The following is a 25,603-nucleotide window of genomic DNA, read 5'->3' on the forward strand; positions in this document are numbered from 1 at the left end:
GCTCGTCTCAGGAGCTGGCGCGGTGAGGACCTCCTGCGCTTCGTCACCATGACGTCCGGTTCCGTCACCATCGTCGCGCTCGCCACCGCGCCCGCCGCGGGCGCCGTGGGCATCCTGAGGCTGTCCGGACCGGATGCGCTGGAGGTGGGCCGCCGGCTCGCCCCCAGCGTCCCCGCCGAGCCCACCCCGCGTCACGCCTACCTGGCCACCTTCGTGGATGCCGCGGGGCGGATGCTCGACGAGGGCCTGTTCCTCTACTTCCGAGGGCCCCGGTCCTTCACGGGCGAGGACGTGGTGGAGCTGCACGCGCACGGCAGTCCGCGCCTGTTGCGTTTGCTGTTGGGGCGCGTGTTGGAGGATGCGCGGGTTCGGCTCGCGCTGCCGGGAGAGTTCACCAAGCGCGCCTTCCTGCAAGGGCGCATCGACCTGACGCGCGCCGAGGCGGTCGCGGACCTCGTGGCCGCGGACTCGGAAGCGGCCGTGCGCGCCGCCGCCGCGGGCCTGTCCGGAGCGCTCGCGGGGCGGGTGCGCGAGTTGGAAGAGCCCCTGCGCGCCCTGCACGTGGACCTGGAGGGCGTGCTCAACTTCCCGGACGAAGCCGAGGGCGCGGACGAGGATGCCGCCGCGCGCGTCGTGCCGCTCATGGCCCAGGCGGAGACACTGCTGGCTGAGGCGGGACGCGGCCGACTGGTGCGCAGTGGCGCGCGGGTGGCGTTGTTCGGTCCGGTGAACGCGGGCAAGTCCACGCTCTTCAACCGACTGGTGGGCGAGGCCCGAGCGCTCGTGGACGCGGAGCCCGGTACGACGCGAGACACGCTGGAGGCCCGTGTCGAGTGGGATGGGCTGGGCGTCACGCTCTACGACTCGGCGGGGCTGCGCGATGCGCCCGGGAGAGTGGAGGCGCTCGGCATCGCGCGCACGCGTGAGTTGCTCGCCGCAGTGGACCTCGCGGTGCTGGTGCTACCACCGGACGCGAGCGCCGACGAGGCGCATGCGTGGGAGCGCGAGGCAGGCGCGACGCCCGTGCTGCGGTTGATGGGCAAGTGCGATGTCGCCGCGTGCACGCTTGACGTGGTGACCGTCGCGAGTGGCGTGGCGAACGGAAACGGATCCGATTCGGATCAGACCGTCGACGTGAGTCACGCGCGCGGCGTGACGAACGAGAGACCATCCAGCTTGCGCGCGCTCCTCCTGGAGTCGCGGGTCAGTGGAGAAGTGAGCGCGTCCGCCGCGCATGGGCCCGCTTCTGCGCCTCGCGCGAGTGACGTGAGCCCGGGCGCCCTGCACTCACCCGTCCCGGCGTTGCGGGTGAGCGGGCTCACGGGCGAGGGCGTGGAGACGCTGCGCGCCGCCATGGTGGCGCGGCTGTGGGGCTCGGGGACGCCGTCCGCGGTTGCGCTTGTCTCCGAGCGACATGCGGATGCCCTGCGTCGCGCTTCCGAGGCGCTGAGCCGCGCTCTGGAGGCCTCGCGCGTGTCCACCCTCGAGGTCCTCTCCGGCGAGTTGGGCCTCGCGTTGGAGGCACTGGGAGAAGTGTCTGGAACCACCGTTTCCGAGGCGCTCCTGGATGCACTCTTTCAGCGATTCTGCATCGGAAAATAGGGCCTTCGCGGCGTCGCGGGAGATGTCAGACCCGTCCCTAGAATGCCCCGCCTCAACCGGTATTCACGGAGGCGCCGTGACGGCACTCAGCACCCACTCGCATCCCTATTCTCTGCTTTCGGCGCTGCCTTCGGGCTGGGTGGGGGAAATCCTCGACGAAGAGTTGGTGGCGTCCCCGCGCCCCGGCCTGCCGCAGTCGCGCGCGGCCTTCATGTTGGGCGTGGAACTCGGCGAGGCGCTCGACAAGCGTCGCGGTGGCTCCGGGCGCTGGTGCTTCCTGCGCGCGCCGGAACTGCACCTGGGCCATGACCTGCTCGTGCCGGACCTCGCGGGCTGGCGACGCGAGCGCATCAGCGAGCCGCTCGACCCGGGTGTGTCCTTCCTCACGTTGACGCCGGACTGGGTCTGCGAGGTGCTCGCGCCCGCCACCACGGGGTTGGACCGCACGCGCAAGTTGCCGCTCTACGCGCGCGAAGGCGTGTCGCACGTGTGGCTGGTGGACCCGGACGCGCGCACGCTGGAGACGTATCAGCGCGTGAAGCGCGGGTGGCTCCTCACGGGCAGCTACGAGGGCGACGCGTGGGTCCGCGCCGAGCCCTTCTCCTCAGTGGCGCTGGAGCTGGGCTCGCTGTGGCTGCCGGAGGTCCCCGAGCAGACTTCCTTCCTGCACGCTGCTCCCTGAGAGGGCATCGCTCCAGCGGGCGCGCTTGCCCGTGGCATCGTCCGCGGAGGCCGCCAGTCGGCGCACCGCCCGCAGGAGCAGATCCGGATCCACCGGCGCCGCGAGGAACCCGCGCGCGCCAACGGCCTGAGCCCGAGGCAGATCCAACTCGGGCGTCTTGCCCGCCACCAACACCTGCGCGCGCACGCGGCGGCCCAGCGCTTCCATGGATGGCAGCGGCGCCACCACGACCTGCGTCTCGTCCGAGGCGAGCACTGCGTCGGTACTCGCCACGCGCGCCAGAAGGCCCTCGTCGCCCAGCACTCGCACCAACCCCGCCGCGGCGACCGCACCCCATCCGTAGACGAGCACCTGACCCGTGGCCGTCACCGGCTGAGGCGTCACGCGCGCCAGAGGCGGCAGCGGCGCGCGAGGAGCCCGAGCCTCCAGCGGCGCGAGCAGTGGCAGCCCCGTGGTGCCCTCTTCGGCAGGGGTCTCCATGTTCGTCAGCTCGGCCATGCTCTCGCCCATCACCACGGGCATGGCGTCATCGGCTTCGGGAAGGGAGAAGCCCTCGAAGCCAGGACGGCGCGGGGCGGGGCCCACTTCGCCTCGGTAGAGCCGCCCAATGGCCCGGCGAATGGCGGCATCCGTGGCCAGCCGAGCCACCACCCTCCCCTTCCCCGATACGCTCTTCACCACGTCCAGTGACGCCATGCTCGCCGGCGCGGCGATGGCCACCACCAGCACCGCGTCGCGAGGGCCCTGCCCTTCCATCCGCAGCGGCACCACGCGATGCGCCTCGGCCACCTTCTCGGGGATGAGGCGCGTCAGGACGGACTCAGGCGCCAGGGTGTCCAGGTCCACCGTCTCCAGTCCTGCCTGTTCCGCGAGCGCGGCGAACACGATGTCAGCGGTGCAGAAGCGCTGGTCCACCACCACCTGGCCCAGCGGGACGCCCCACTTGCGCTGGTAGGCGAGCGCGGAATGGAGCTGCAAGGTGTCCAGCACGCCCCGAGCCAGAAGGATGTCCCCCAAACGCTTCTTCATGATGTCGACTCCTCCGGCCCCCCTACCACGTGGCGCGGTGACGCCACGGGGTGGCGCTCGGTCTCCGGGATGAAACGCGAGCGGTGTCCCCATGGCCCCGGGAAGCTGTGCTTCTTTCCAGGCGATGGGGCTGCTCTTGGTCTGTTTCAACGGACTGCGCGCCAATCCTTGAGGCCACCGAGCGTGCGGGCCTCCCAGGGATGGCCCCAATTGCTGCGAGGGAAGCCCGCCTGCGGGCCTCGGTGGGTCATCTCAAAGGCGACACACCGCCGCCACGCGTGGCGGACCCGGGGTCCGTGTGGCGCCCCTCATGCTCACCTCGCGTGGTGGGGCCAGGAGCGCTGCGTCGCTACCCGCGCACAGGACCTCGCGTGGCGGGTTCAAGGGGCTCATCGCGGGAGAGTGTGGGGCCGTGGCCCGACTCTCGAGGAGTGGACCCTCGGAGCAGCCGGAGTGGAGTCGTGGGTGGGCCCACTCGGGACGAACCCACGAAGATGGGGACCCTGCACCGCGGCGCTACACGCGAGTCGAGGCACACGCGGTGCGAGCTTCCCCCCGAGTTGAGGAGACCGGGAAGTGTGAGCGCCCCGGTCTCGTGTGACGCCAACTACCAACGGATCGCGGGAGGCGGCGCATAGAGCGCGCTGGAGCGCGCGTTGCCTCGCGTCAGTCCCAACTGCTCACCGAGCTGGTACACAGCACGCGCCTGATCCATCACCGGCGCCCAGGTCGCTGCGCGCGTGGTGACATCGTCCTCGCTGTTGTCGCCGTTGCGCTCGCCGAACAGCTCGGCGAGGACCTGCGCGGTCGGCTTGGGGCGCGGGAACTCCACGATGTTGACGGGCGCGTCCTTGGGCAGCTTCGCGGCCTCCTTCGCCAGCTCGATCGCCTTCGGATATCCACCGAGCGCATCCACCAGTCCTCGCGCCGATGCGTCCTCACCGGTCCACACTCGGCCGCGCGCCACGTCGCGCAGTTGCTCCACGGGGATCTTCCGGCCCGCGGCGGCGCGCGTGGTGAAGTCGGCGTAGATCTGATCCAACGAGTTCTCGAAGCGCTGCTTCTCCTCGGGCGTGAAGTCCGAGTCCGAGCTGTACATGTTCGCGTTGCGGCCCTGGCTGACGGCGTCGAAGTTCACGCCGAGCTTCGCCCAGAAGTCCGCCGTGACGAACTTGCCGCTGTACACACCGATGCTGCCCGTCAGCGTGCCAGGCTGCGCGACGATCTTGTCCGCGTCCATGGACACGAAGTAGCCGCCGCTGGCCGCGTAGGTGCCCATGCTGACGATGACGGGCTTGCCCGCGTCCCGAGCGCGCTGCACTTCGCGGCGCACGGTGTCGCTGGCCACGTAGCTCCCTCCGGGGCTGTCCACGCGGAAGACAATCGCCTTCACGCGCGGATCCTCCACCGCCTTGCGGAACGCCGCCGCCACGCTGTCGCCGCCCATCGCCTGTCCGCCGCTGAGCGGATTGGACTGGCTCTTGCCACGGACCAGCTCGCCCACGCCGTAGATGAGGGCGATGGTGTCGCCTCGCGTGTGCGGACGGCCCGCGCGCTCCAGATACTTGTCCGCGTAGAGGAGCTGCGCCCCCTCGCCGGCCTGCTTCTTCAGATCGTCATAGACCTCGTCGCGGTAGCGCAGACCGTCCACGAGCTTGGCCTCCAGCGCCTCCTTGCCGAAGTACGGCGCGTGGTCGATGAGGTCGCGCACCTGGGCCTCGGTCATCTTCCGACCCTCCGCGACGCCGCGGACAATCTGGCCGTAGAGGCTGCCGGTGAAGCGCTCGGTGGCCTCGCGGTGGGGCGCGGTGTAGTCCTGCTCCGTGTAGGTATCGACGGCGTTCTTGTATTCAGCGCGCTTGCTGAAGTGTGGCACCACGCCGAACTTGGTGAAGGCGTCACGCGCGAAGGGCGTCTCGATGGAGATGCCCGTCAGCGCCACGTCGCCCGAGGGCTGGATGTAGATTTCATCGAAGGCGCTGGCCAGGTAGTACGCGCCGGTGCCGTTCCCGGACTCGCCCAGGCTGTCCGCGTAGGCCACGGCGCGCTTGCCCTTGGCGCGGAAGGCCTGGACCGCGTCACGCAGTTCCTGTGCCTGGGCCGCGCTGCCGGGCGAGCCCACGCGCGCCACCACTGACTTCACCCGAGGGTCACTGCCCGCCTTCTCCAGCGCATCCACCACGTCCCGCACGGTGGTGGGGCGTTTGCCGAACGCTCCCGCGAAGGACTCGTCGAGCACGTACTCGGGCAAGGGCTGGTCCAGGTCCAGCTCCAGGACGAGGTTGGAGGGGACGCTCGGTTTGCTGGAGGACGCGAGCACCAGCAGTCCCACGATGCCGATGACGAAGAGAATGGACAGCGCGCCGATGCAGGCGAGCGCGCCGATGAAGAAGCGTTTCATCCGGAAGGACTCCTGGTGCCCGAGTATCCGAGGGAAGGCCCCGGCAGGCGGTGCTTACTACTAACGCGCCTGAGCGACGATGCTTGCCGTGTGGGGTGTCCCGCGGATGTTGTGTGGCAACAGGGGCGGGTCCCGCTTGCCCGCCCTCCCGCGGAGCACGGCATGGCTCCGCGGGGGGCCGGACGCTCAGGCGTTCGAGAGTTCCGCGATGCGCAAGGCGAGAGTGTTCAGGCGAAGGTCGATGTCGTCCAGCTTCTCGGCGAACCTCACGATGACGCGATTGAGGTTCTGGAGTTGCCAACTGTGATGGGTCTTGAGTTGAGAGACCTCTTTCACGAGCCTGTCCAACCCCGCGACGACCATGGACTGCGTCTGGTTCATGCTTGTCGTACTCTGCTCACTTAGAGAACTCTGGGCGATCAATCGATCGACAGACCGGTCAACGAGGACGAGTCGCTCCTCGACCTTCGTCATCCGTGCTTCCACGAGGGCGAGTCGCTCTTCAATCTTCGTCGTTCGCACGTCGAGAAGTGTGACCCGCTGTTCGAGGTCAGCGAGCCGTTGCTCGACCTTCTCCATGCGTCGTTCGAGGTCAACAAGCCGCTGCTCGACTTTCTCCATGCGCTGCTCGAGGTCAGCGAGCCGCTGCTCGACCTTCTCCATGCGCTGTTCGAGGTCAGCGAGCCGTTGCTCGACCTTCTCCATGCGCTGTTCGAGGTCAGCGAGCCGTTGCTCGACCTTCTCCATGCGTCGTTCGAGGTCAACAAGCCGCTGCTCGACTTTCTCCATGCGTCGTTCGAGGTCAACAAGCCGCTGCTCGACCTTCTCCATGCGCTGCTCGAGGTCAGCGAGCCGCTGCTCGACCTTCGTCACTCTCACTTCGAGGTCAGTGATTCTCCTCTCGATGTCTGTGAGTCGGTGCTCGATGTCTGTGAGTCGGTGCTCGATGCGCTCGATTCGGTGCTCGACCGCTTCGAGCCTCCGTTCGATCCGTGCGATGTCTTGTTTGAGTTCCGCGACCCCCTGCTCGATTTGAGTGAAGCGCCCCGACACCTGCTGCCGGAAGTCTCGAAATTCGTGCAGCAGCACCTGCATCACATCCCCGCCCGCCATCTCCATGACTGCTCCCTCTCCTGGCCCGGTGCGGCCAGTCACCCCGCTCTACCAAACCAACCTGACACGGCGGAATCCTGGAGCCCGCCTCCACACATCCTGTCATGGAACCTTTGAAGTGATCAACGCATGGCAGAACCTGTAAGGTCGTGTCGGGACCCACGCTGAACACTCCCGACCTCGGCGCCGCCGAGATGGGTTGCTCGGGATGGCGGGCACCTCGCGGGTGGTTCAAAGTCCCGTGCACTCTCTGAAAGGTCGCGAGGACCGCATGCCGCGCCGTACCCCGCTCTTCCTGCTGGCCACCTTGCTGGTCGCCTCCACGCCTGGGTGGGCGAAGGGGTCTGCCCCCGCGCCGAAACCGGTCGCCACGGCGCCCGCTCGGGCGGCGACCAAGGCGCCTGCGCTCTCACCCATGACGAGCGTGGAGGGCATCACCGAGTACCGCATGCCCAATGGCCTGCGCGTGCTCCTCTTCCCGGATCCGACCAAGCCCACCGTGACGGTCAACGTCACCTACTTCGTCGGCAGCAAACACGAGGGCTACGGCGAGACGGGCATGGCCCATCTTCTCGAACACCTCATGTTCAAGGGCACGCCCACCACGACCAACGTGCCGCAGGCGCTCACCGAGCGCGGTGCGCGTCCCAATGGCACCACGTGGTTGGATCGCACCAACTACTACGAGACCCTGCCCGCCTCGGACGACAACCTGCGCTGGGCGCTCGGCTTCGAGGCCGACCGCATGGTCCACAGCTTCATCGCGAAGAAGGACCTCGACAGCGAGATGACCGTCGTCCGAAACGAGCTGGAGTCGGGCGAGAACAACCCGCGCGGCATCCTCTTCGCGCGCGTGATGAGCACCGCGTACCTCTGGCACAACTACGGCAAGTCGACCATCGGCGCGCGCGCCGACCTGGAACATGTCCCCATCGATCGCCTCCAGGCCTTCTATCGGCGCTACTACCGGCCCGATAACGCCATGGTCGTGGTGGCGGGCCGCTTCGATGAAGCGAAGGCCCTCGCGCTGGTGCGTGACACGCTGGGCAAGGTGCCGCGCCCCGCCGCGCCAGTCCCCACCACCTACACGCAGGAGCCCACGCAGGACGGCGAGCGCGAGGTGACGCTGCGCCGCGTGGGCGACACGCAACTGCTCACCAGCGTCTACCACGTGCCCGAGGGCGCCCATCCCGAGTTCGCCGCCATCGACGTGCTCACCGAGGTCCTCGGTGATGTGCCATCGGGTCGCCTCTACAAGTCGCTCGTGGAGACGAAGCAGGCCTCGCGCGCGAGCGCGTTCAACTTCCAGCTCCGCGACCCCGGCGTCATCGGTTTCTCCACCGAGCTGCGGCAGGACCAGCCGCTCGCGCCCGCCCGCGACACACTGCTCAAGGAAGTCGAAGAGGCCGCGCGCCGCCCGTTCACCGCGGACGAGGTGACGCGCGCGAAGACGAGCCTGCTGAAGCAGGTGGATCTGCTGCTCAACAACTCGGAGCGCGCCGCCATCCTGTTGTCCGAGTGGGCCGCCATCGGTGACTGGCGCCTGCTCTTCCTGCATCGTGACCGCATCTCCGAGGTGAAGCCCGAGGACGTCACGCGCGCCGCAGCGGCCTACCTCAAGCCCTCCAACCGGACGCTGGGGACCTTCCTCCCCACGCCGCAGCCGGACCGCGCCGAGCTGCCCTCTCCCGTGGATGTGGCGAAGATGGTGGATGGCTACCAGGGCCGCGCGAAGGTGGCGCAAGGCGAGGCCTTCGACCCCTCCCCTGCCAATGTGGAGGCGCGTGTCGAGCGCGGCGAGCTGCCCGGAGGACTGCGCTACGCCGTGCTGCCGAAGAAGACGCGCGGCGAGATGGTGAACGTGGTGCTCGACCTGCACTGGGGCACCGAGGAGACCGTGCGCGGCCGAGTGGACGCCGCGCAGTACGCGAGCCGCATGCTCATGCGCGGCACCACGAAGCACTCGCGCCAGCAGCTCATGGACGCGCTGGACACCTTGAAGGCGCGCGTGTCCGTCGACGGCTCCTCGTTGGAAGCGAGCGTCTCCATCGAGTGTCCGCGCGACAACCTCGCCGAGGTGCTGAAGCTCATCGCCGAAGTCCTGCGCGAGCCCGCCTTCGACGCCAACGAGTTCGCCCTGCTGAAGCAGGAGCGCCTGACCGCGCTCGAAGCCCAGCGCAGCACGCCGGAGACCCAAGGCGGCATCGCGTTCTGGCGCGCGCTCTCACCGCAGTATCCGAAGGGGCACCCGTACTACGTGCCCACGATGGACGAGCGGCTGGCCTCGGTGAAGGGCACGACGCTGGAGGAGGCGCGGGCCTTCTACCAAGACTTCTACGGCGCCTCGCACGGAGAGCTCGCGGTGGTGGGCGACTTCGACACGAAGCAGGTGCTCGCGCAGGTGCAGGCCCTGTTGGGAGACTGGAAGAGTCGCGCTCCCTACGCGCGGGTCCCCTACTCCTATGTGGACGTGGGCGCCAAGGCCGTGACGTTGGAGACGCCGGACAAGGCCAACGCGTACTTCCTCGCGGGCCAGTCGCTCTCCCTGCGTGACGATGACGCGGATTGGCCCGCGCTGACGCTGGGCAACTTCATGCTGGGCGGAGGCTTCCTCAACTCGCGACTGGCCACGCGCGTGCGCCAGCAAGAGGGCCTCTCGTACGGCGTGGGCAGCAGTGTCCGCGCAAGCGAGTTGGACGCGGTGGGCAGCTTCGTCACCTACGCCATCTACGCCCCGGAGAACGCGGCGAAGCTGGAGTCCGCGATGCGCGAGGAACTCTCCCGTGCGACGCAGCAGGGCTTCTCGGTCGAGGAGCTGACCAAGGCGCGCGCCGGCCTCCTGGAGTACCGGCAGACGTCGCGGGCCCAGGACGGGAGCCTCGCGCACCAACTCGCCAGCTACCTGTACCTGGGCCGCACGCTCGGCTTCGACGCGGAGCTGGAGCGCAAGCTGGCGAAGCTGACGCCTGACGAAGTCCGCCGGGCCATGGCGGCGCGCCTGAGCTGGGACCGCGTCTCCATCGTGAAGGCCGGTGACTTCGCCGGGGCGCGCAAGAAGGCGCCCGCGTCGGACGCGCCTCCCGCCTCGCCGTAACGACAGACATCCCCGGTGTCGGGCATGCGGGTTATGGTCCTCGCATGCCCGTCGCCGTGATGGATGGAGACCTGCTGGACCAGCCGGTGGATGCGATTGTCAATGCGTGGAATCGCAACATCATCCCCTGGTGGTTGCTGTTGCCCCAGGGCGTGTCGGGCGCCATCAAGCGCCGCGGCGGCACCGCGCCCTTTCGTGAGCTGGCGCGCGTGGGGCCCATGCCGCTCGGCTCGGCGGTGGTGACGGGGCCGGGACGTCTGCCTTTTCGCGGCATCATCCACGTCGCCGGAATCAACATGCTGTGGCGGGCTTCGCCGCGCTCCATTCAAGACTCGGTTCGCAATGCCCTGGCCCGCGCGCGCGAGCATGGCTTTCGCTCCGTGGCGTTTCCCGTCATCGGCGCGGGGTCGGGCAGCTTCGATGCGGCGCGTGCGCTCGTGCTCATGCAGGAGGCGATGCAGGACGCGGACGCCGCGTCGCTCGACACGCGCATCATCCGCTACCGCCCGTCGTGACCTGGGGAGCCCCATTCCTTCCGCCCGCGCGTTCCACCGATGATGCGCGGGACGGGGGGATGGACCTGGGGACACGGGAGTGGATGCGATGAAGGCTGGCGGATGGATGCGGGGACTCGTGGTGGGCGTCGCGGTGCTGGGGATCGGCGCGTGCGCGGCGGGGAAGGGGGATGGAACGAAGTCCGCATCCGAGGCCCTCGCGGCGGCGCCCGCGACGGTGACCCGCGATGCCGGCCCTCGGCCGACCTGTGAGCCGGCGACCTGCTCCTCGCTGAAGCTGCGCTGCGGCCAAGCCGATGACGGCTGCGGAGGTCAGGTGGACTGCGGGGCGTGCGCCTCCTCCCGCTGTGGGCCCGACGAGCTGTCCTGCTGCGGCGCCTGCGTGCCCAAATCGGAGGGGCGCTGCCCGGAGAATGTGCACTGCCCCGCGCCCGCTCCGCTGCTCTGAACTGGGCGCCAGGAGACTCCGAGCCCAGTGATTCTCAGGGGTTCGGAGCCTCCAGCCGGTCGCGCGAGGAATCTGTGGCGGCCATGTAGAGAATTCGTGCTCGGCTCCGACCTCTGTGTGACCGCACCTCGTCACGGGGTGCCGGTGACAACCCGAGGAGTCGACCATGAAGTACATCCTGATGATGAACACCCCCGGCAATGGCCCGTACCAGGTGGCGAACTGGCCGCAGCAGGACCTCAAGGCGCACATCGCCTTCATGATGGGGTTCGCCAAGAAGCTGAAGGGGACGGGCGAACTGCTGGCCGCCGAGGGGCTCGCGGGGCCTGATCAGGCCAGGCGCGTGCGCGCGGGCGCGGACGGCAAGCCCATCACGGACGGCGTGTTCCCCGAGTCCAAGGAGTTCCTCGCCGGCTACTGGATGGTCGAGGTGGAGAACCCCGAGCGCGCCTACGCCATCGCCGCCGAGGCCTCCGCCGCGCCCGGCCCGGGTGGCAAGCCGCTCAACATGGCCATCGAGGTGCGCCAGGTCATGAGCGGTCCCCCGCCTGACCTGATGTGATGAACGCGGTCTCCGCCCAGATGGAGGACCTGCTCCGAACGCTCGCGCCGCAGGTGCTCGGCGCGGTCATTCGCAGGTTCCGCGACTTCAGCGCCTCCGAGGACGCCGTCCAGGAGGCGTTGATCGCCGCGGCCGAGCAGTGGCCCCGTCTGGGCATGCCGCAAGAGCCGCGCGCGTGGCTCATCCAGGTGGCTGCGCGCCGCATCTCGGATCAGGTGCGCGCCGAGACCGCGCGCCGCCGCCGCGAGGAACTCGTGGTGAGCCTGGTGCCGCCCGAGGAGCAACTCGCGCTGGCGCTCGATGAGGACGAGACGGCGGGGCGGGATGACACGCTCGTGCTGCTCTTCATGTGCTGTCACCCCGCGCTCTCCTCGGCGTCGGCCATCGCGCTGACCTTGCGCGCGGTGGGCGGGCTCACCACGGCGGAGATTGCCCGCGCATTCCTGGTCCCAGAAGCGACGATGGCGCAGCGGATCAGCCGCGCCAAACAGAGCATCCATGCCTCGGGTGTGCCCTTCCAGATGCCCACGGCGGAGGAGGGGGCGCAGCGCCTGGGCGCGGTGCTGCATGTGCTGTATTTGATTTTCAGCGAGGGCTACACCGCGAGCTTCGGCTCCGAGCTGCGCCGGAGCGACCTGTCCGGCGAGGCCCTGCGACTGACGCGCTTGCTCCACGGCCTGCTCCCGGATGACGGAGAGGTGGCGGGGTTGCTCGCGCTGATGCTGCTCACGGATGCGCGGCGCGCGGCGCGCACGGGGCCCTCGGGCGAGCTGATTCCGCTCGAGGAGCAGGACCGCCGCTTGTGGAACGCGCACGAGATTGCCGAGGGCATCGCGCTGGTCACCGCGACGCTGTCCCGAGGCGCCGTGGGACCGTATCCGCTCCAGGCCGCCATCGCCGCGGTGCACGACGAGGCGCCCAGCACCGAGGCCACCGACTGGCCGCAGATTGTCGCGCTGTACGAAGTCCTGATGGGCCTCTCCGACAATCCCATGGTGGCGCTCAACCATGCCATCGCGGTCGCCATGGTGCGGGGACCCCAGGCGGGCCTGGACCTCTTGAAGCGCCTGGACGCGGATGCCCGGCTCGCGGCGCACCACCGGCTGGACGCGGTGCGAGCCCACCTGTTGGAGCGCGCGGGCGAGCGCGCCGCCGCCATCGCGCACTACCTGAGGGCATCTCAGCGCACCACCAGCCTCCCCGAACGCGACTACCTGCTCATGCGCGCCGCGCGGCTGCGAGACACCGGCGCCTGAGCCGGAATGTCAGACCCACTGGCTATACCTTCACGTGTCGCGCACACGGGGGCCGCGCCGTCCTCTCGGCTTCTGGTCCCCGCACCGTTGCGCCCTCACCGCACGGAGGAGATCGCCCCCCGTGTGCGCGACGGCAGTTCGGCAGCACGTGAGGACGGGGGCCTCGCGGTCGCGCCCCAGGGCGTGGGTTCCACGGCGGAGAGGGGCGCCGGAGAACGGAGGAAGCGGGGGATGCCGAAGCGCGCGGGGGGACGCGCAAGCGGGGACATGGCGCGGGGGGCGCCCGGCGGCCGAGGGGGACGGCCGCCCCAAGACAGACATCTGGAGTGCCACCTGTCCGGTGGGGCTGGCTGCCGTGAGTGTCCGGCCCACCCTCTGGAGAGGTGACCGGTGCGCGCGAGGCGGGCAGCGTTTCAACCCCTCCCACTGTCCGCCTCGCGCTGCTCCCGTCCTGGGAAGCTTTGCTTGCCAAGGGCCCGAGCCGGGGACATACGGAAGCGCAAGGCCGCAGCGCGCGGGGCGCGGTGCCCGGCGCGACGGAGCGGGCCCGCGCTCGGGTGTCGGACGCGGGTGGTGCGCGGCCCTCGCGAGCGATGGGACTCCGGTACGACGTCATCGTGGTGGGACTGGGCCATGCCGGCTGCGAGGCCGCGCTGGCCTGCGCGCGCTTGGGCGTGTCCACGCTGGGCGTGACGCTCAAGCGAGACCGCGCCGCGGTGATGAGCTGCAACCCCGCGGTGGGGGGCACGGCCAAGGGCCACCTCGTGCGAGAGCTGGACTCGCTCGGCGGCCAGATGGGCCGCGTGGCGGACCTGGCGGGCACGCACTTCAAGACGCTGAATGACTCCAAGGGCCCCGCGGTGCAGGCGACGCGCGTGCTGTGCGACCGCGAGGCCTATGCCGCGGCCATGCAGGCGGTGCTCTTCTCGCAGCCGAACCTGGATGTGCGCGAGGCCGAGGTGTCCTCGCTCGTCGTCGAGGGCGGTCAGGTGGCGGGCGTGGTGCTGGGCGACGGCACGCAGGTGCTCGCCCGCGCGGTGCTGCTCACCACGGGTACCTTCCTTCAGGCGCTCATGCACGTGGGCGAGAAGAAGGAAGTGGGCGGTCGGCTCGGTGACGACGCGGCGCGCGGCCTGTCGGACTCGCTGCGCGCGGCGGGCTTCTCGCTCGGGCGCTTCAAGACGGGGACGCCGGCGCGGCTGGCGCGCGCGAGCATCGACTGGGATGCGGTGACGCCGCAGCCCGGGGACTTCCCGCCGCGTCCGTTCTCCTGGCGCACGCGCGGGGAGCTGGCCTCGGGCGAGGTGTTCCCCCGTCAGCCGGCGGTGACGTGCGGCCTCACGGCGACGACGTCCGAGACGCATCGGCTGCTGCGCGACAACCTGCACCGCTCGCCGCTCTTCCAAGGGGACATCGTGGGGCGAGGGCCGCGGTACTGCCCCTCGCTGGAGGACAAGGTGGTGCGCTTCGCCGCGCGCGAGCGCCACCAGGTCTTCCTCGAGCCCGAGGGGCCCCGGTCTCCCTTGGTGTACCCGGCGGGGTTGTCCACCAGCATGCCGGCGGACGTGCAGCTCGCCTTCCTGCGCACGGTGCCGGGCTTGGAGCGGGTGGAGGTGGTCCGCTTCGGCTACGCGGTGGAGTACGACTACGCGCCCCCCACGCAGCTGCGCGCCACGTTGGAGACGAAGGCCGTGTCGGGCCTCTTCTTCGCGGGGCAGCTCAACGGCACCTCGGGCTACGAGGAGGCCGCCTTCCAGGGACTGTGGGCGGGCCTCAACGCGGCCCTCCAGGTGAAGGGTGAGCCGCCGCTCCTCCTGGGCCGGGACGAGGCCCACGGCGCGGTGCTGGTGGATGACCTGGTGACGAAGGGCGTGGACGAGCCGTTCCGCATGTTCACCAGCCGCTCCGAGCATCGGCTCAAGCTGCGCGAGGGGAACGCGGACCTGCGCCTGGCGAAGCACGGGCACCGGGTGGGGCTCCTCCCACGCGAGGCCCTGGAGCGCGCCGAGGCCCGCGCCCACGCGGTGATGGCCGAGGTGACGCGGCTGAAGCGCGGCGGCCTCGCGCTTCGACTGAAGCGTCCGGAGATGAGCCATGCCCGACTGGGCGAAGGGCGAGCGGACTGGCCCACGCTGCCTCCGGACGTGGTGGAGGAGGTGGAGGTGGAGGTGAAGTACGAGGGCTACATCGCCCAGGCCGAGCGAGCGGCGGCGCGCGAAGCGGAGGCCACGGACCGGTGGCGGATCCCCGAGGGGTTCCGCTTCGATGCGGTGCGGGGCCTCGGCGCCGAGGCGGTGGAGAAGCTGGCAGCGCATCGGCCGGGGACGGTGGGGCAGGCTCGGCGCATTCCGGGGCTGACGCCCGCGGCGGTGTCGCTGTTGCTGGTCGCGCTGAAGCGGGGCCCGGGGCCGGGGAGCGGTGGTACGCCGCCCCTGGAGTGATCAGAACCCGGGGTGTGGACAACGTGTGGGCAACTCTGGGGACAGAGAGTCCATGAATGATTCCAGCGGTTTACGGGCCGCTTGGACAGGGAGACGCTGTGGATAACGCGCGGTTCTCGGATCAGCTCGCGGTGGGATGCCGGGCCTTGGGTGTGTCGGTGGGGGAGGACGTGGGGCCTCGGCTGCACCGATTGATGGGCGAGCTTCTCAAGTGGAACGCCAAGGTGAACCTCACGGCGATCACCGCGCCGGAGGAGGTGCTGGAGAAGCACTTCCTGGACTCGCTCGCGGTGCTGCCGGAGGTGACGGGGGCGACCTCGTTGTTGGACCTGGGGGCGGGCGCGGGCTTCCCGGGGTTGCCGTTGCGGGTGGCCTTGCCGAGCCTGGGCGTGACGTTGGTGGACGCGGTGGGGAAGAAGGTCGCGTTCATCAAGGCGGCCTCGGCGACGTTGGGGTTGGGAGTGCGGGGGCTGCACGCGCGAGCGGAGGGCAAGCCCGAGGCGGAGGGGATTCCGCGCGCGCAGCTCCTGATTGCGCGGGCGTTCATGGACCTGCCGGACTGGTTGGCGCTCGCGCCCGCGTACGTGGAGCCGGGAGGGCGCGTGGTGGCGATGCTCGGCAAGGCGCAGACGGACGCGGACCTGGCGGCGCGCGCGGCGGAGCGGAACCTGAAGGTGGTGTCCGCGCGGGCCTATCGGCTGCCGTTCTCCGGCGCGGAGCGGCAGGTGGTGGTGTTCGCGAAGGAGTAGGGGAGGGCGCTCCTCGCGCTCAGGCGAGAGAGCGCGCTCCAATCTGTTGGAGTTCCGTTCGTCCCTTGGGGCGGGGAACCCACGCCGCGCACCGAGCCCGATAGCCTCCGCGCGTACACAGGCGCCGCGGAGGCGCGACGGGAGTCAAGGTGGAGCACTTCAAGCTGCGGGTCGCGAGGCCGACGCGAGACCTGGACGCGGTGGTTCGCTTCTACGAGGGAGCGCTGGGCTTCTCGGTCCTGGGAGGTTTCCGGGACCATGAGGGCTTCGATGGCGTGATGCTTGGGCACTCGGGGGCGCCGTACCATCTGGAGTTCACGGTGGAGCACGGCCACGAGGCGCCCCGCTCGCCCTCCGACGACAACCTGCTGATCTTCTACGTCCCGGACCGAGCGCACTGGGAAGCGTGGGTCGCGCAGGTGGAAGCCGCGGGCCACCGAGCCGTGGAGTCACGGAATCCGTATTGGGACGCGGGAGGAAAGACCTTCGAGGATCCAGACGGCTACCGCGTGGTGCTCTATCAGGGTGACTGGAAGCGCTGACGCAGGTCCGTGGAACACGTGGCCCGCGCAGGTGCACGGCTGAACCGGACTTGCCTCCGAGCATCGTGAGCCGCGACATCCCGTGGGCCATCTCCGCGTGGATCCGTTCGGTGCGGTGGGCACGACGGGGTCCGTTCTCTCTCCATGGGGGCGCCGCGTGAGGACGTTCGTTCCTGGCCTCGGGAGATGACCGGGCGAAGCGGTGAGCGTCTGATTCGCGTTCATGTCACTGCGCGGTGACCGAGTTCAGGGTTCCACGCCCAGCAGGCCCCTGCCCGGCGTCGCGCAACGAAGTCTCGCGGGGTGCCGCTGTATCCAGCGGCGATGGTGTCTCAATCCTCCGTGAGCGCACGCTTGGAACGGATCCGCTGCGACACCAGCGCCGCGAGTTGGCGCCCCCGCGCGATGGTCACGCGTTCTTCCTCCCGACTTCCTGAGGGTGCCGAATCGACTGCGTGGGAACTTCAGTCCGTCACGGTCTCTCTGCGGCGTGCTCTGCATCCGCCAGCAACTGGCGCGAGTCCGGCGCGGCGCAGGGAGTGGGGAAGAGGATGGAGGGCTGACGCCGGTTCGCAGTGCGACCGCAGGTGGGAAGTGATGTCCACCGTGTGCGGCGCGCCGCGGAACCGGGCGCGCGCGTGCTCGGCGAGGTGAGGCGCGAACTCGCAGTCACGCTCGCCCGGTGCAACTCGCTCGGGTCCGATGGAGGAGCCTGCGCGAATGATCGCGAGTGAAGAGGCGAGTCCTTGATGCACGCTTGCGGCATCTGCCTGTCATCAAGAGCGCGGGCCCCGGTCCATGGGATCGGACGAGACCGGGCATGACAGCGGGTAGCTGAATCACGACGGGTCTGAGTCCGCGAGGGTGCAACGGTTCGAACCACGACGAGTATCGGTGTCACGAGCGAAGCGCCCACCTGGGCCGTCTGCCGCGGATGAATCACCGCCGTCTCGGAGGCGGTTGGTCGTCGGCGAACTCCGAGGCAGTCGTCATGTGCCGCGCCGGAGCAGCGCATCTGGTGACGCCTCTCTGGACCACACGCGCACGGGGCATGCGGTTGCGTGTCGAGCTTCCATCCACACATCAGTTCGACGCAGCACCGAACGCCCCCGATTCCCCAGGCGGACTCAGTGATGGAGGGAGCGCCAGTCCAGAGCAGGGGAGGGGAGGGGAGGGGACACCGGATGTCCGAAGACCCCAAGTCCCCATGCCTTTGTCCGAGTCCAACCTGGGCAGGGCTGCCCGACGGTTTGCGGATGCACCGCATGTCGCCCTTCGTGATTCACAGGAGGGCAAGTCCGAGCCCAACCCACGCGAGGCTCCTGATCACGGGAACCAGGTTCCCTTCCTCCGTGCACGCGGAAGAGTCGCGCTGGCTCCAAGCGTCAGCTCGCCAGGAGCGGGTGCTCCGCGCTGAGCGCATCCCGCGATGCCGAGCTGGCCGTGTTTCGACATCGACCATCCAGTCGTCGCTCCGCATCATGACGAGCCGCGTGTAGAGCGGCAGCGCTCGCGCGAAGGTCTCCCGCTGGGAGGGAGTGCTCGCGCAATCCGAGCGAGTTCAGTCGGTCCTCGCACCCGTCATGTGCGCGATGCAGCGCGCGCCTGTTCCTTCGGGAGCCCGCGTCGACGCTCCGAGCCGGTCACGGTTGGCGGACGCTTGAAGTCGACGAGGATCCCACAAGACCGGCAGTCGTGACCTGAGCCCCAGTGCCTCGAAGCAGCCGAGCAACACCACCGAGGTTCCCAGTGGAACGCGCCAGGGTCTCGCGGAGGCTCGCGTTGCTGAAGCGTGCCCGAGCAAAGCCGGTCTCGGAGCGAGAGTGACTCGCGAGCCCCAAGTCCCCGGTCCGCGCGGAGCAGGCGCGGTCGTGAAGAGACTCAGTGGGAAGCCGAGAGTCGAGGAGGAGGCAGTCGCTCACCATCCACCTCCGCTCGCGTGACAGGGACGCCGTCGGGTGCACGCGGTCCATGCCAGTCCTGCGAGTCGACCTCGGGCTGAATCGCGCCGCACCGAGCGCCATCACCCATCCTCTTCCATGCGCGAGAACCTGACCGCAGCGGTGACTTGCGACCGAACTCGCAGCAACACCGAGCCAGTTCGGCCACGGCCCAAGTCACGCGTGAGCTTCCACGGAGAACGCCGCGAAGAGAGCCGCGATGCTGCGCCCCGGAGCAGTCAGCAGCCTCGAAGCCGGGCTTGGGAACGAATCGCGCTGCCGCACCCGGCGGTGCCGCCGATGGACGTTGAACTCCCTCAAGTCTGGTCCGAGGGGTTGCTCCTGTTGGTGCGTGTCGGCCCGCCGCCGGACCTGTGATGAGCGGAACCCAGTCAGGTCTCGGGTTCCCTCCGAACCAGTGCGGCGCGCATGGGGGCGATGTGCTTGCTGGCCGGCGGGAAGTGCGGCCACATCGAAGCCAAAGCATGGTGACGGCGCGACTCCTCCGGGTGCGGTCCAGACGGCAGTCTCGACCAGCACGAGGCCACATCTCTCGGGCGTCGTTCCAAGTGGAGCAACGCCGCACCCAGGACCCATCACTGTGGAGCCGTGGGGCTCGCCCCGGCATCGAGGCCGAAGGGTGAGAAGGCTCACCACTGAGTGTGGCGCTCGATAGGGACGAGGTCGCGCCGTTGGGGCCACGCGAAGCAGCAACACGCGGGTGGCCACTCACGAGCCCGTGATGAACCGAAGTGAGTCGCACCATGGCCACGCTGACACGCTGCTGCGGTCCACGTGCGCTGTCGCCCCATGACTGGGATGCGTGATGATGAGCGAGTGGGCCAGGGCCCAAGCCCACTTGGGTGGTTCGTGGATCCAACCTTCGGTTCACGTGGAACCGCGCTGAGTGCATCGCCTGCTGCGGGATGAACGACGAGCCGGGCTCATCTCGAACCGGAAGGTTGGCGAGGCAGCTGTGCCCGAAGAAGTGAGCGCCTCGTGCCCGGTCGTTCACGGGCCTCGCGGGGCGCACCACCCCCACGAGCCGTTCCACGTGGAACAAGGAGACCATCGAGACGGGCCTGAAGTGAGTGGGCTTCGCAGGCCAGTGCGTGGCAACGACGCTCGCCTTCGTTCCACGTGGAACCGCGCCTCATGCATCACCTCGACTCTTGGCGAACGCGGATGCGCGCGCTGAATTCGATGCCGAGGCGGGGATTCGATGGCGCTGCTCGGGGGACCGCTGAGCGTGCTGCGTGGCCCACCAGACCTGCATGAAGCAACGATGCACTCAGCGCGGTTCCACGTGGAACACGGGGCTCATCAACGAACCTGAAGTGAGTCGGTTCGTGGGGGCGGCGCGCGGCCGGAGAGTCGCGTCAGCGTTCCAAGTGGAGCACCGCGCAGCACGGTTCCGCATGATGCTCGAACAGCGGTGCGGGGTGGATCCCATGCCCCAGAAGTGTCGCGCCGAGCTCCTCCATCCAGCAGGGCAGGGTGGTTCGGTGGGAGCACGCGCTGGGCTCGAAACGCTGTTCCACGTGGAACACGGAAACCCATCCATGGGCTGCGTGGCGAGCGCGAGATGGGGCAGTGCTCAGGTTCAGCGAAGGGCCGATGAAGCTCGCCCGCGTTCCAGGTGGAGCAACGCGGCGCCGAGTTCCTCGCGATGCTCGAACCCCGCTGCGAGATGGAGACAATGCTTCGGGGCCGCGAGCCCAACGGACTCATGGGTTCCTCAACCGCGGTTCGAAGCGCTGTTCCACGTGGAACAGCTCACGGGCATCTCCTCATGACGGACGGTCGGCACACCCGCTTCGGATCCGAAGCCAGAAGAGGCAGTCCGCAGCGGGTCGTCAGGTGGTGTCCCGAGGTGCAGGGGCGGCACACGAGATGACCTCGAACGGCCAAGCCAAGTGGAGCAAAGGGTCGCATCCGCGAGCCCGAAGTGAGCTCGTTCCGCGGTCCATTGCTGGGCCCGTGAAGCCCGCTGTTGTTCCACGTGGAACATCGCCGCACGCGTCTCCCGGGTGCTTGAAGGGACCTTCAGGCGCACCGGATCCGTAACCGAAGGAGGAGGTCATCCCCCCTCATCGCGAAGGCGTGTCTCGCGGTTTGAGTGGACGATGCGCTGGGGTCCGAGCGCTGTTCCACGTGGAACACGAAGGCGCATCAGCGGGCTCGAAGTGAAGCCCTGCGTGGGGCCCGTCGTGCTCCGTGACGACCGCCGTTGTTCCACGTGGAACAGCCCCTGCCCATCAACCACGGGCTGAAGGTCGGTGCGTCGGTTTCGGATCCGAAGCCCAACGGGGGTGATGGACGGTCCGCGAGGATGCCCATCGGCGCGGTTGAAGTGAGTCAGCCCAGCGGTCCAGTCGAAGGCCCATGAGGCCGGCTGCTGTTCCACGTGGAACAGCGCATGCCCATCAACCACGGACAGGAGGCCCGTGCCCCGGTTTCGGACTCGAAGCCGAAGAGGTGGTCATGGACGGTTCGCGAAGATGCCCATCCGCGAAGCCGAAGTGAGTTGGTTCAGGTGTCCGACGGAGGCTCCATGAGGCTGGCTGCTGTTCCACGTGGAACAGCGCATGCCCATCAACCACGGACGGGAGGCCCGTGCCCCGGTCTCGGACTCGAAGCCGAAGAGGTGGTCATGGACGGTTCGCGAAGATGCCCATCCGCGAAGCCGAAGTGAGTTGGTTCAGGTGTCCGACGGAGGCGCCATGAGGCCGGCTGCTGCTCCACGTGGAACAGCGATGCACGCATCGCCCCGATGCGTGAAGAGCCTCACGTGGACACCGGATGCCTGACCGACGGATGCGTCTGGATGGCTTCATCAAGTAGCAGCGGCCCATCGTTCAAGTGAGCCACCAGCGGCGGTCGATGGGGCGTTCCACGTGGAACACGGAGATGCGTTGGCGAACCGAAGCGGGCCCGTTCGTTGGCGAGGCTGGGGTCCATTGAGGTCCGCCGCTGTTTCACGTGGAACAGCGACGCACGCATCGCCCCGATGCGTGAAGCGGCGCATGAGGGCACAGGATTCCTGGCCGAAGGATGAGTGCCTCGACGGCTTCACCATGTGGCGGCTCGTGGGTTGGGTGAGCCACTCGCGGGCTCGAAGGGTCGTTCCACGTGGAACACGAAGACGCGTTGGCGAACCGAAGCGGGCCCGTTCGCTGGCCAAGCTGGGTGCCTGATGAGGTCTGCCGCTGGCTTACGTGGAACACCGCTGCGCGCATCGCCCGGATGATTGAAGCGCTGAGAGCCATCTCCGGATCCACGCGGAGGACGTTGGGCCCAAGTGGCTTGGGGCTTCCCGAACGGGGTCGCGCGGAGGCGGGTCCACACGGAACGAGGAAGCACCTTCATGGGCTTGCCGTGTGTCTGAGGTGGGTCGGGTCGCCTTGAGGGTTGGCCGCTGATGAAGCTGGTCGGCGTTCCACGTGGAACAGGGCTGAGAAGGTCTCGGCTCAATGCTCGAAGCGACCGTGATGCGAGCCACGGTTGAAGTCACGAGGATGAGGTCGACGGTGGCAGTGCTTCGTGAACTCGGCGGAGGCGATGGGGCGCAGCGGAGGTCATTCATGGAGCGCGGAGGGATGCTCGAAGACCTCATGGTGGCGGGATGAACGCCGGGTCCACGCGAAGGGCTGATGAGGTCTGCTTCAGTCCTCGTGGAACCGAGCCAGCCATGTGCCGGTCGAAGGCTTGGATGCATGGCGACCGTGCACTGGCCGCGAAGTCGAATGGCGAGGTCCCGAGTGGCCTCACGGGAGAGGACTCAAGGAGCCGAGGAGTCCGCCGGACGACCCCGATGAAAAGTGGCCCAAAGACAGGTGGAAGCGCTCACGCCACCCGGGGCCCCGTGGAACGGTGCGAGCCCCGTCCATCGGCGCGCAGTGGGGCTGGCGAGATGGAGGTGTCCGCCATCTTGCGCGGAGCGATACCAGGGGACTCCACACGGAACGCCCGAGCCTGCGGAGCCAGAGTGGATGCAAGTGCTTGAAGAGGCCGCACTCACACCACATGGACCTCAAGAGCCCGTCGTCGATTGCCGAACCACGAGCCTGCCCCGAGTCATCGCGTCGCGATGAGTTCGAACCTCATGCGATGCCCAAGAGACGGGCCCGCGCGGCGACGCAGCTTGGCCTTGGGACATGTCGAGTCGCTGGGAGTCGCCCTGTCCGGCCGCGATGAATCTGCGGCGACCGCCGTTGCCTCAACAGGGGACGAGGCCCCCAGCGCATCGGGCATTCGATGAATCATGGGGACGCGGAGTGGTGTCGGCGCAGCGGAGCGCGCGCTCGACCTGGGGTCACCCGCGTTGGGGCGAGGATGGCTACGGAGGCCCAGTTGGACCACGTACCGCTGGATCCGCCGAAGTCTCGCGGCACGCGGGGGCTGCTCCGCAATCCAAGTCTGGGAGCGGTGGTCGGAGCGAAGCGCCATCGTCGAGTTCGTGAACCAGGGCGATGCAGCAGGCAGGCTTCGCGATGGAGGAGCAGCTCGGTCGAGGGGTGTGAAACACGACGGCGCTCCGGGCCGCAGAGAAGGGGTTCAGGCGGTTGCTGCCCCATGGCCCAGGAACCAGCAGGCCGAACCGATGGCTGCGGGGCGGGTAGGCGGGTGACCGTGCAAAGGGCATCCACGGGATGCGCGGAGAGCCGAATGCGTCACGGTGCGAGATGACTGCTGCGCGGTGCTCGCGACACGCCGAGTCCGGAGTCAGGGGCGTGTCGTGGGTGAATCCGGTGGCGCGAGGGTCTTCATCGAAGGCGTGGAGAGGACAAGGCGCAGCACGGCACATCGAGTAACTGCCTAACGGGTGGCTCTGTTGAAGCCGAGCGGTGGCGCGAGCCGCTGCGGCGAAGGTGCGAAGAGAGCGGACGAGGTGCCGCATGGCCCATCAGGCGGCCGTCGGGATGTCCGCTGTGATGAACCTGAGCCAGTGGCGCGAGCCGCTGCTGCGAAGGTGTGAAGAGAGCGGACGAGGTGCCGCATGGCTCATCAGCCGGCTGCTCGGATGTCCGCTGTCATGAACCTGAGCCGGTGGCGCGAGCCGCTGCGGCGAAGGTGCGAAGAGAGCGGACGAGGTGCCGCATGGCCCATCAGGCGACCGCCCGGATGTCCGCTGTGATGAGCCTGGGCCGGTGGCGAGAACCTGTGCGGTGAAGGCGCGAAGGGAGCGGACGAGGTGCCGCGTGGCCTATCGGGCGACGCCAGGATGGCCACGGTGCCGATGCTGAGGGTGGATGCGATGGCGCGAAGGCCTTCGTCGAAGGGCCGAAGAGGACGCGGCGCTGCATGCCCCATCGGTCGGCCGCCCGGATGTCCGCTGTTCTGACTCGGAGGATGGCGGTGAGCTGCACGCGGCAGTTCGCGATGTAGGCCCGCGAGTTGGGGCGAGCACCTTGGTGAAGCGGCGTTGCTGCAAACACAACAGGGTGGCGATTGGAGTGGTGCGAAGTGATGGCCATGCTTCGACCACCGCCGGAGCCGAGGCTCAGAGCGCATCGGGTAGCGAAGGTGGTGCGCGCGATGGGGCAGGTGAGTCGGATGAGGAGAACCGAGGTCGTGCTGCACGCCGACCGGTCCAATGCCACGGGCAACACACGCGATGACCTCGAGCCCTTGAGTCCGCGCAGCCCTGTTGTGAGGCCCAGTTTGTCCTCACGAGGGAGGCTGTTGGTGCGATGCGCTCGGAACCTGGTCGTGGTGCAACCTGGCGGGCGAGGTTGTGAAGGACTCAGTCCGACCACGCTGAAGTGGCGATGAAACCGCGTCCCGGTGCCGACGAAGCCGTGATGCCAGCTCGGTCGAGCAGTGGCGCCGAGCGCGTTGGAACCAAGCGCTTGGCCGGATGTACGAGGGGCCTCGACTCGAACCCGCACAGCAAACGGCTCACGCTGGTCAGACGTCGACGGGTGATTCAACCGCACGCCACGTTTGTGGATGCGGCGGCGCCCTCGGGGCCGGGTGCGGGTGACAGCCTGTCGGAACGCAGCCCTGGTCAGGGGCGTGGTCACGCTACATGTGGAGTTGCTCGAAATTGCGGGTGCAGTCGGCCGGAGCAAGTGGGCGGAGGACGGCGCCGATACGGGGCATCCATGCAGTCAGAGGACTCTCGTGAGCCGCGCCGTCGCCGCGTGTCCTGGTCAAAGGGTTCGGCTGGGACCAGGGCCGCAGAGCGAGTAGTCGAGTGGTCCGATGCCTGTGAGGTCCATGAGTCAGTTGCTGTGTGATGGCGATGGCTTCGAACCCACGCGCCGACGTCCCGCTCGGAGCCGAGAACAACCCGAGCGAGTCGGAACGCCGGACGTGGGCAGCAGCATCGCGGCGTTTCGAAGAGAGGGACTGCCCCCGTTGTCTGCAAGCCCGTTCACAACGCATTCGATGACGGACGCGAGTGTCATCGCTCACGTGTGTGCTCAACCCAGTGACGCGTGACGCTGGCGAGCGTGCCGGAACGAGGACCGAGGTCAGTGGCCTCGTCGACTGCGATGCGAGTGAACCCTGGGGTGTTCAGTCCCAAATGCGGAAGCCAATCCCTCGTGTCCACGTCATCCACGAATCTGTGTGCGGCTGAGCGATGACGGCGCTCCGGCTCTTGGTCGGAAGTGGGGCGATACATAGGGCGCTCCGTGACGCACAGAAGGCGGCTCGGCTCTGGAGCGAACTGTTTGGTCGGAAGTGGGGTGACACTGTGAACCAGGCTGTGCGAGCCATGCTGCCTGCTGGCTCATGCCAAGCGATTCAGCTTCTCTGTGGCGGATGATGAATGGCCCTGGCCCCGAGCTTTCGTGCCCACGCAGGAAGTGAGTCACGTCTCGTCGTGTGATGGCGGAGAGCGTGACGGCGCGAAGCGCATGGCTGAGGCTTGGCGATACTGCAATCCAAGTTTGCAGATGATCCAGACGCGCAGTTTGGCCTCGCCTCACGTGCGGATGGATCCGAATCTTGTACCCACGTAAGCCGTGAGGGGCCGTCCGGGTCTCGATGGTGACGAATGCGCCGAAGCGAAGCGCTTGGCCGGTGGCATGGAGAGACGGCGAGCCTTGCTGTCCGAGGTAGCAGGGCGCCGGTTGGCCTCGCCTCAGGTGCTGATGGATCCGAAGCCTCATGCACTCGCAGGTGGTGAGGTCCCGCCGAGCTGCGTGATGGTTGCGAGCGCGTTTGAAAGAGACGCTTGGTCGGGTGCTCGGTGGCGGGGCGGACCATGCGGGTTGCTG

Annotated in this window: 13 protein-coding genes; 10 read left to right on the forward strand and 3 right to left on the reverse strand. The window is 68.6% G+C overall.

All coding sequences use genetic code 11. The annotated features are described in order from the left end of the window. Positions 1-48 precede the first annotated feature (48 nt). Positions 49-1,602: a tRNA modification GTPase gene (locus tag KRR26_RS16545; protein WP_217080287.1), complete on the forward strand. Its 1,554-nt coding sequence runs from the start codon at positions 49-51 to the stop codon at positions 1,600-1,602. 22 nt (positions 1,603-1,624) lie between these two features. Beyond that, positions 1,625-2,284, forward strand: coding sequence for a Uma2 family endonuclease (locus KRR26_RS16550; protein ID WP_217080288.1), 660 nt, complete (start codon positions 1,625-1,627; stop codon positions 2,282-2,284). Here the strand turns inward: KRR26_RS16550 and KRR26_RS16555 are convergent. From KRR26_RS16555 to KRR26_RS16565, 3 genes are all read right to left on the reverse strand, one after another. Then, positions 2,207-3,313 (reverse strand): GspE/PulE/PilB domain-containing protein, encoded by a 1,107-nt coding sequence (locus tag KRR26_RS16555; protein WP_217080289.1) that lies wholly within the window; start codon positions 3,311-3,313, stop codon positions 2,207-2,209. The two genes, KRR26_RS16550 and KRR26_RS16555, sit on opposite strands and share 78 nt — an antisense overlap. A 607-nt stretch (positions 3,314-3,920) precedes the next feature. Continuing rightward, a complete protein-coding gene (gene sppA / locus KRR26_RS16560; RefSeq protein ID WP_217080290.1) occupies positions 3,921-5,714 on the reverse strand; it encodes a signal peptide peptidase SppA in 1,794 nt (597 codons plus the stop codon). Positions 5,715-5,900: 186 nt separating this feature from the next. Further along, the gene (locus KRR26_RS16565; RefSeq protein WP_217080291.1) at positions 5,901-6,833 is read right to left on the reverse strand and encodes a tropomyosin; all 933 of its coding nucleotides are present in this window, start codon (positions 6,831-6,833) and stop codon (positions 5,901-5,903) included. A 265-nt stretch (positions 6,834-7,098) separates the two neighbouring features. Between KRR26_RS16565 and KRR26_RS16570 the strand changes: the two genes are divergently transcribed. The 8 genes from KRR26_RS16570 (at position 7,099) to KRR26_RS16605 (ending at position 16,434) form a co-directional block, all read left to right on the forward strand. Next, on the forward strand, positions 7,099-9,921 hold the full coding sequence (locus KRR26_RS16570) for a M16 family metallopeptidase (RefSeq protein ID WP_217080292.1): 2,823 nt from the start codon (positions 7,099-7,101) through the stop codon (positions 9,919-9,921). 44 nt (positions 9,922-9,965) lie between these two features. Then, positions 9,966-10,436, forward strand: a complete 471-nt coding sequence (locus KRR26_RS16575; RefSeq protein WP_217080293.1) for a macro domain-containing protein — start codon at positions 9,966-9,968, stop codon at positions 10,434-10,436. A gap of 88 nt (positions 10,437-10,524) precedes the next feature. Continuing rightward, entirely contained in the window at positions 10,525-10,884 is a 360-nt protein-coding gene (locus tag KRR26_RS16580) for a hypothetical protein (RefSeq protein WP_147422973.1), read from the forward strand. A gap of 166 nt (positions 10,885-11,050) precedes the next feature. Continuing rightward, entirely contained in the window at positions 11,051-11,446 is a 396-nt protein-coding gene (locus KRR26_RS16585) for a YciI family protein (RefSeq protein ID WP_217080294.1), read from the forward strand. Next, on the forward strand, positions 11,446-12,702 hold the full coding sequence (locus KRR26_RS16590; protein WP_120206572.1) for an RNA polymerase sigma factor: 1,257 nt from the start codon (positions 11,446-11,448) through the stop codon (positions 12,700-12,702). Before KRR26_RS16585 ends, KRR26_RS16590 begins: the two co-directional genes overlap by 1 nt. Before the next feature lie 593 nt (positions 12,703-13,295). Continuing rightward, the gene (mnmG, locus tag KRR26_RS16595) at positions 13,296-15,143 is read left to right on the forward strand and encodes a tRNA uridine-5-carboxymethylaminomethyl(34) synthesis enzyme MnmG (RefSeq protein ID WP_217080331.1); all 1,848 of its coding nucleotides are present in this window, start codon (positions 13,296-13,298) and stop codon (positions 15,141-15,143) included. A gap of 98 nt (positions 15,144-15,241) precedes the next feature. Next, the gene (rsmG, locus tag KRR26_RS16600) at positions 15,242-15,892 is read left to right on the forward strand and encodes a 16S rRNA (guanine(527)-N(7))-methyltransferase RsmG (RefSeq protein ID WP_120206570.1); all 651 of its coding nucleotides are present in this window, start codon (positions 15,242-15,244) and stop codon (positions 15,890-15,892) included. 149 nt (positions 15,893-16,041) lie between these two features. Continuing rightward, on the forward strand, positions 16,042-16,434 hold the full coding sequence (locus KRR26_RS16605) for a VOC family protein (RefSeq protein ID WP_217080295.1): 393 nt from the start codon (positions 16,042-16,044) through the stop codon (positions 16,432-16,434). The last annotated feature ends 9,169 nt before the right edge of the window (positions 16,435-25,603 follow it).

The organism is Citreicoccus inhibens (assembly GCF_019039035.1).
Taxonomy (GTDB): domain Bacteria; phylum Myxococcota; class Myxococcia; order Myxococcales; family Myxococcaceae; genus Citreicoccus; species Citreicoccus inhibens.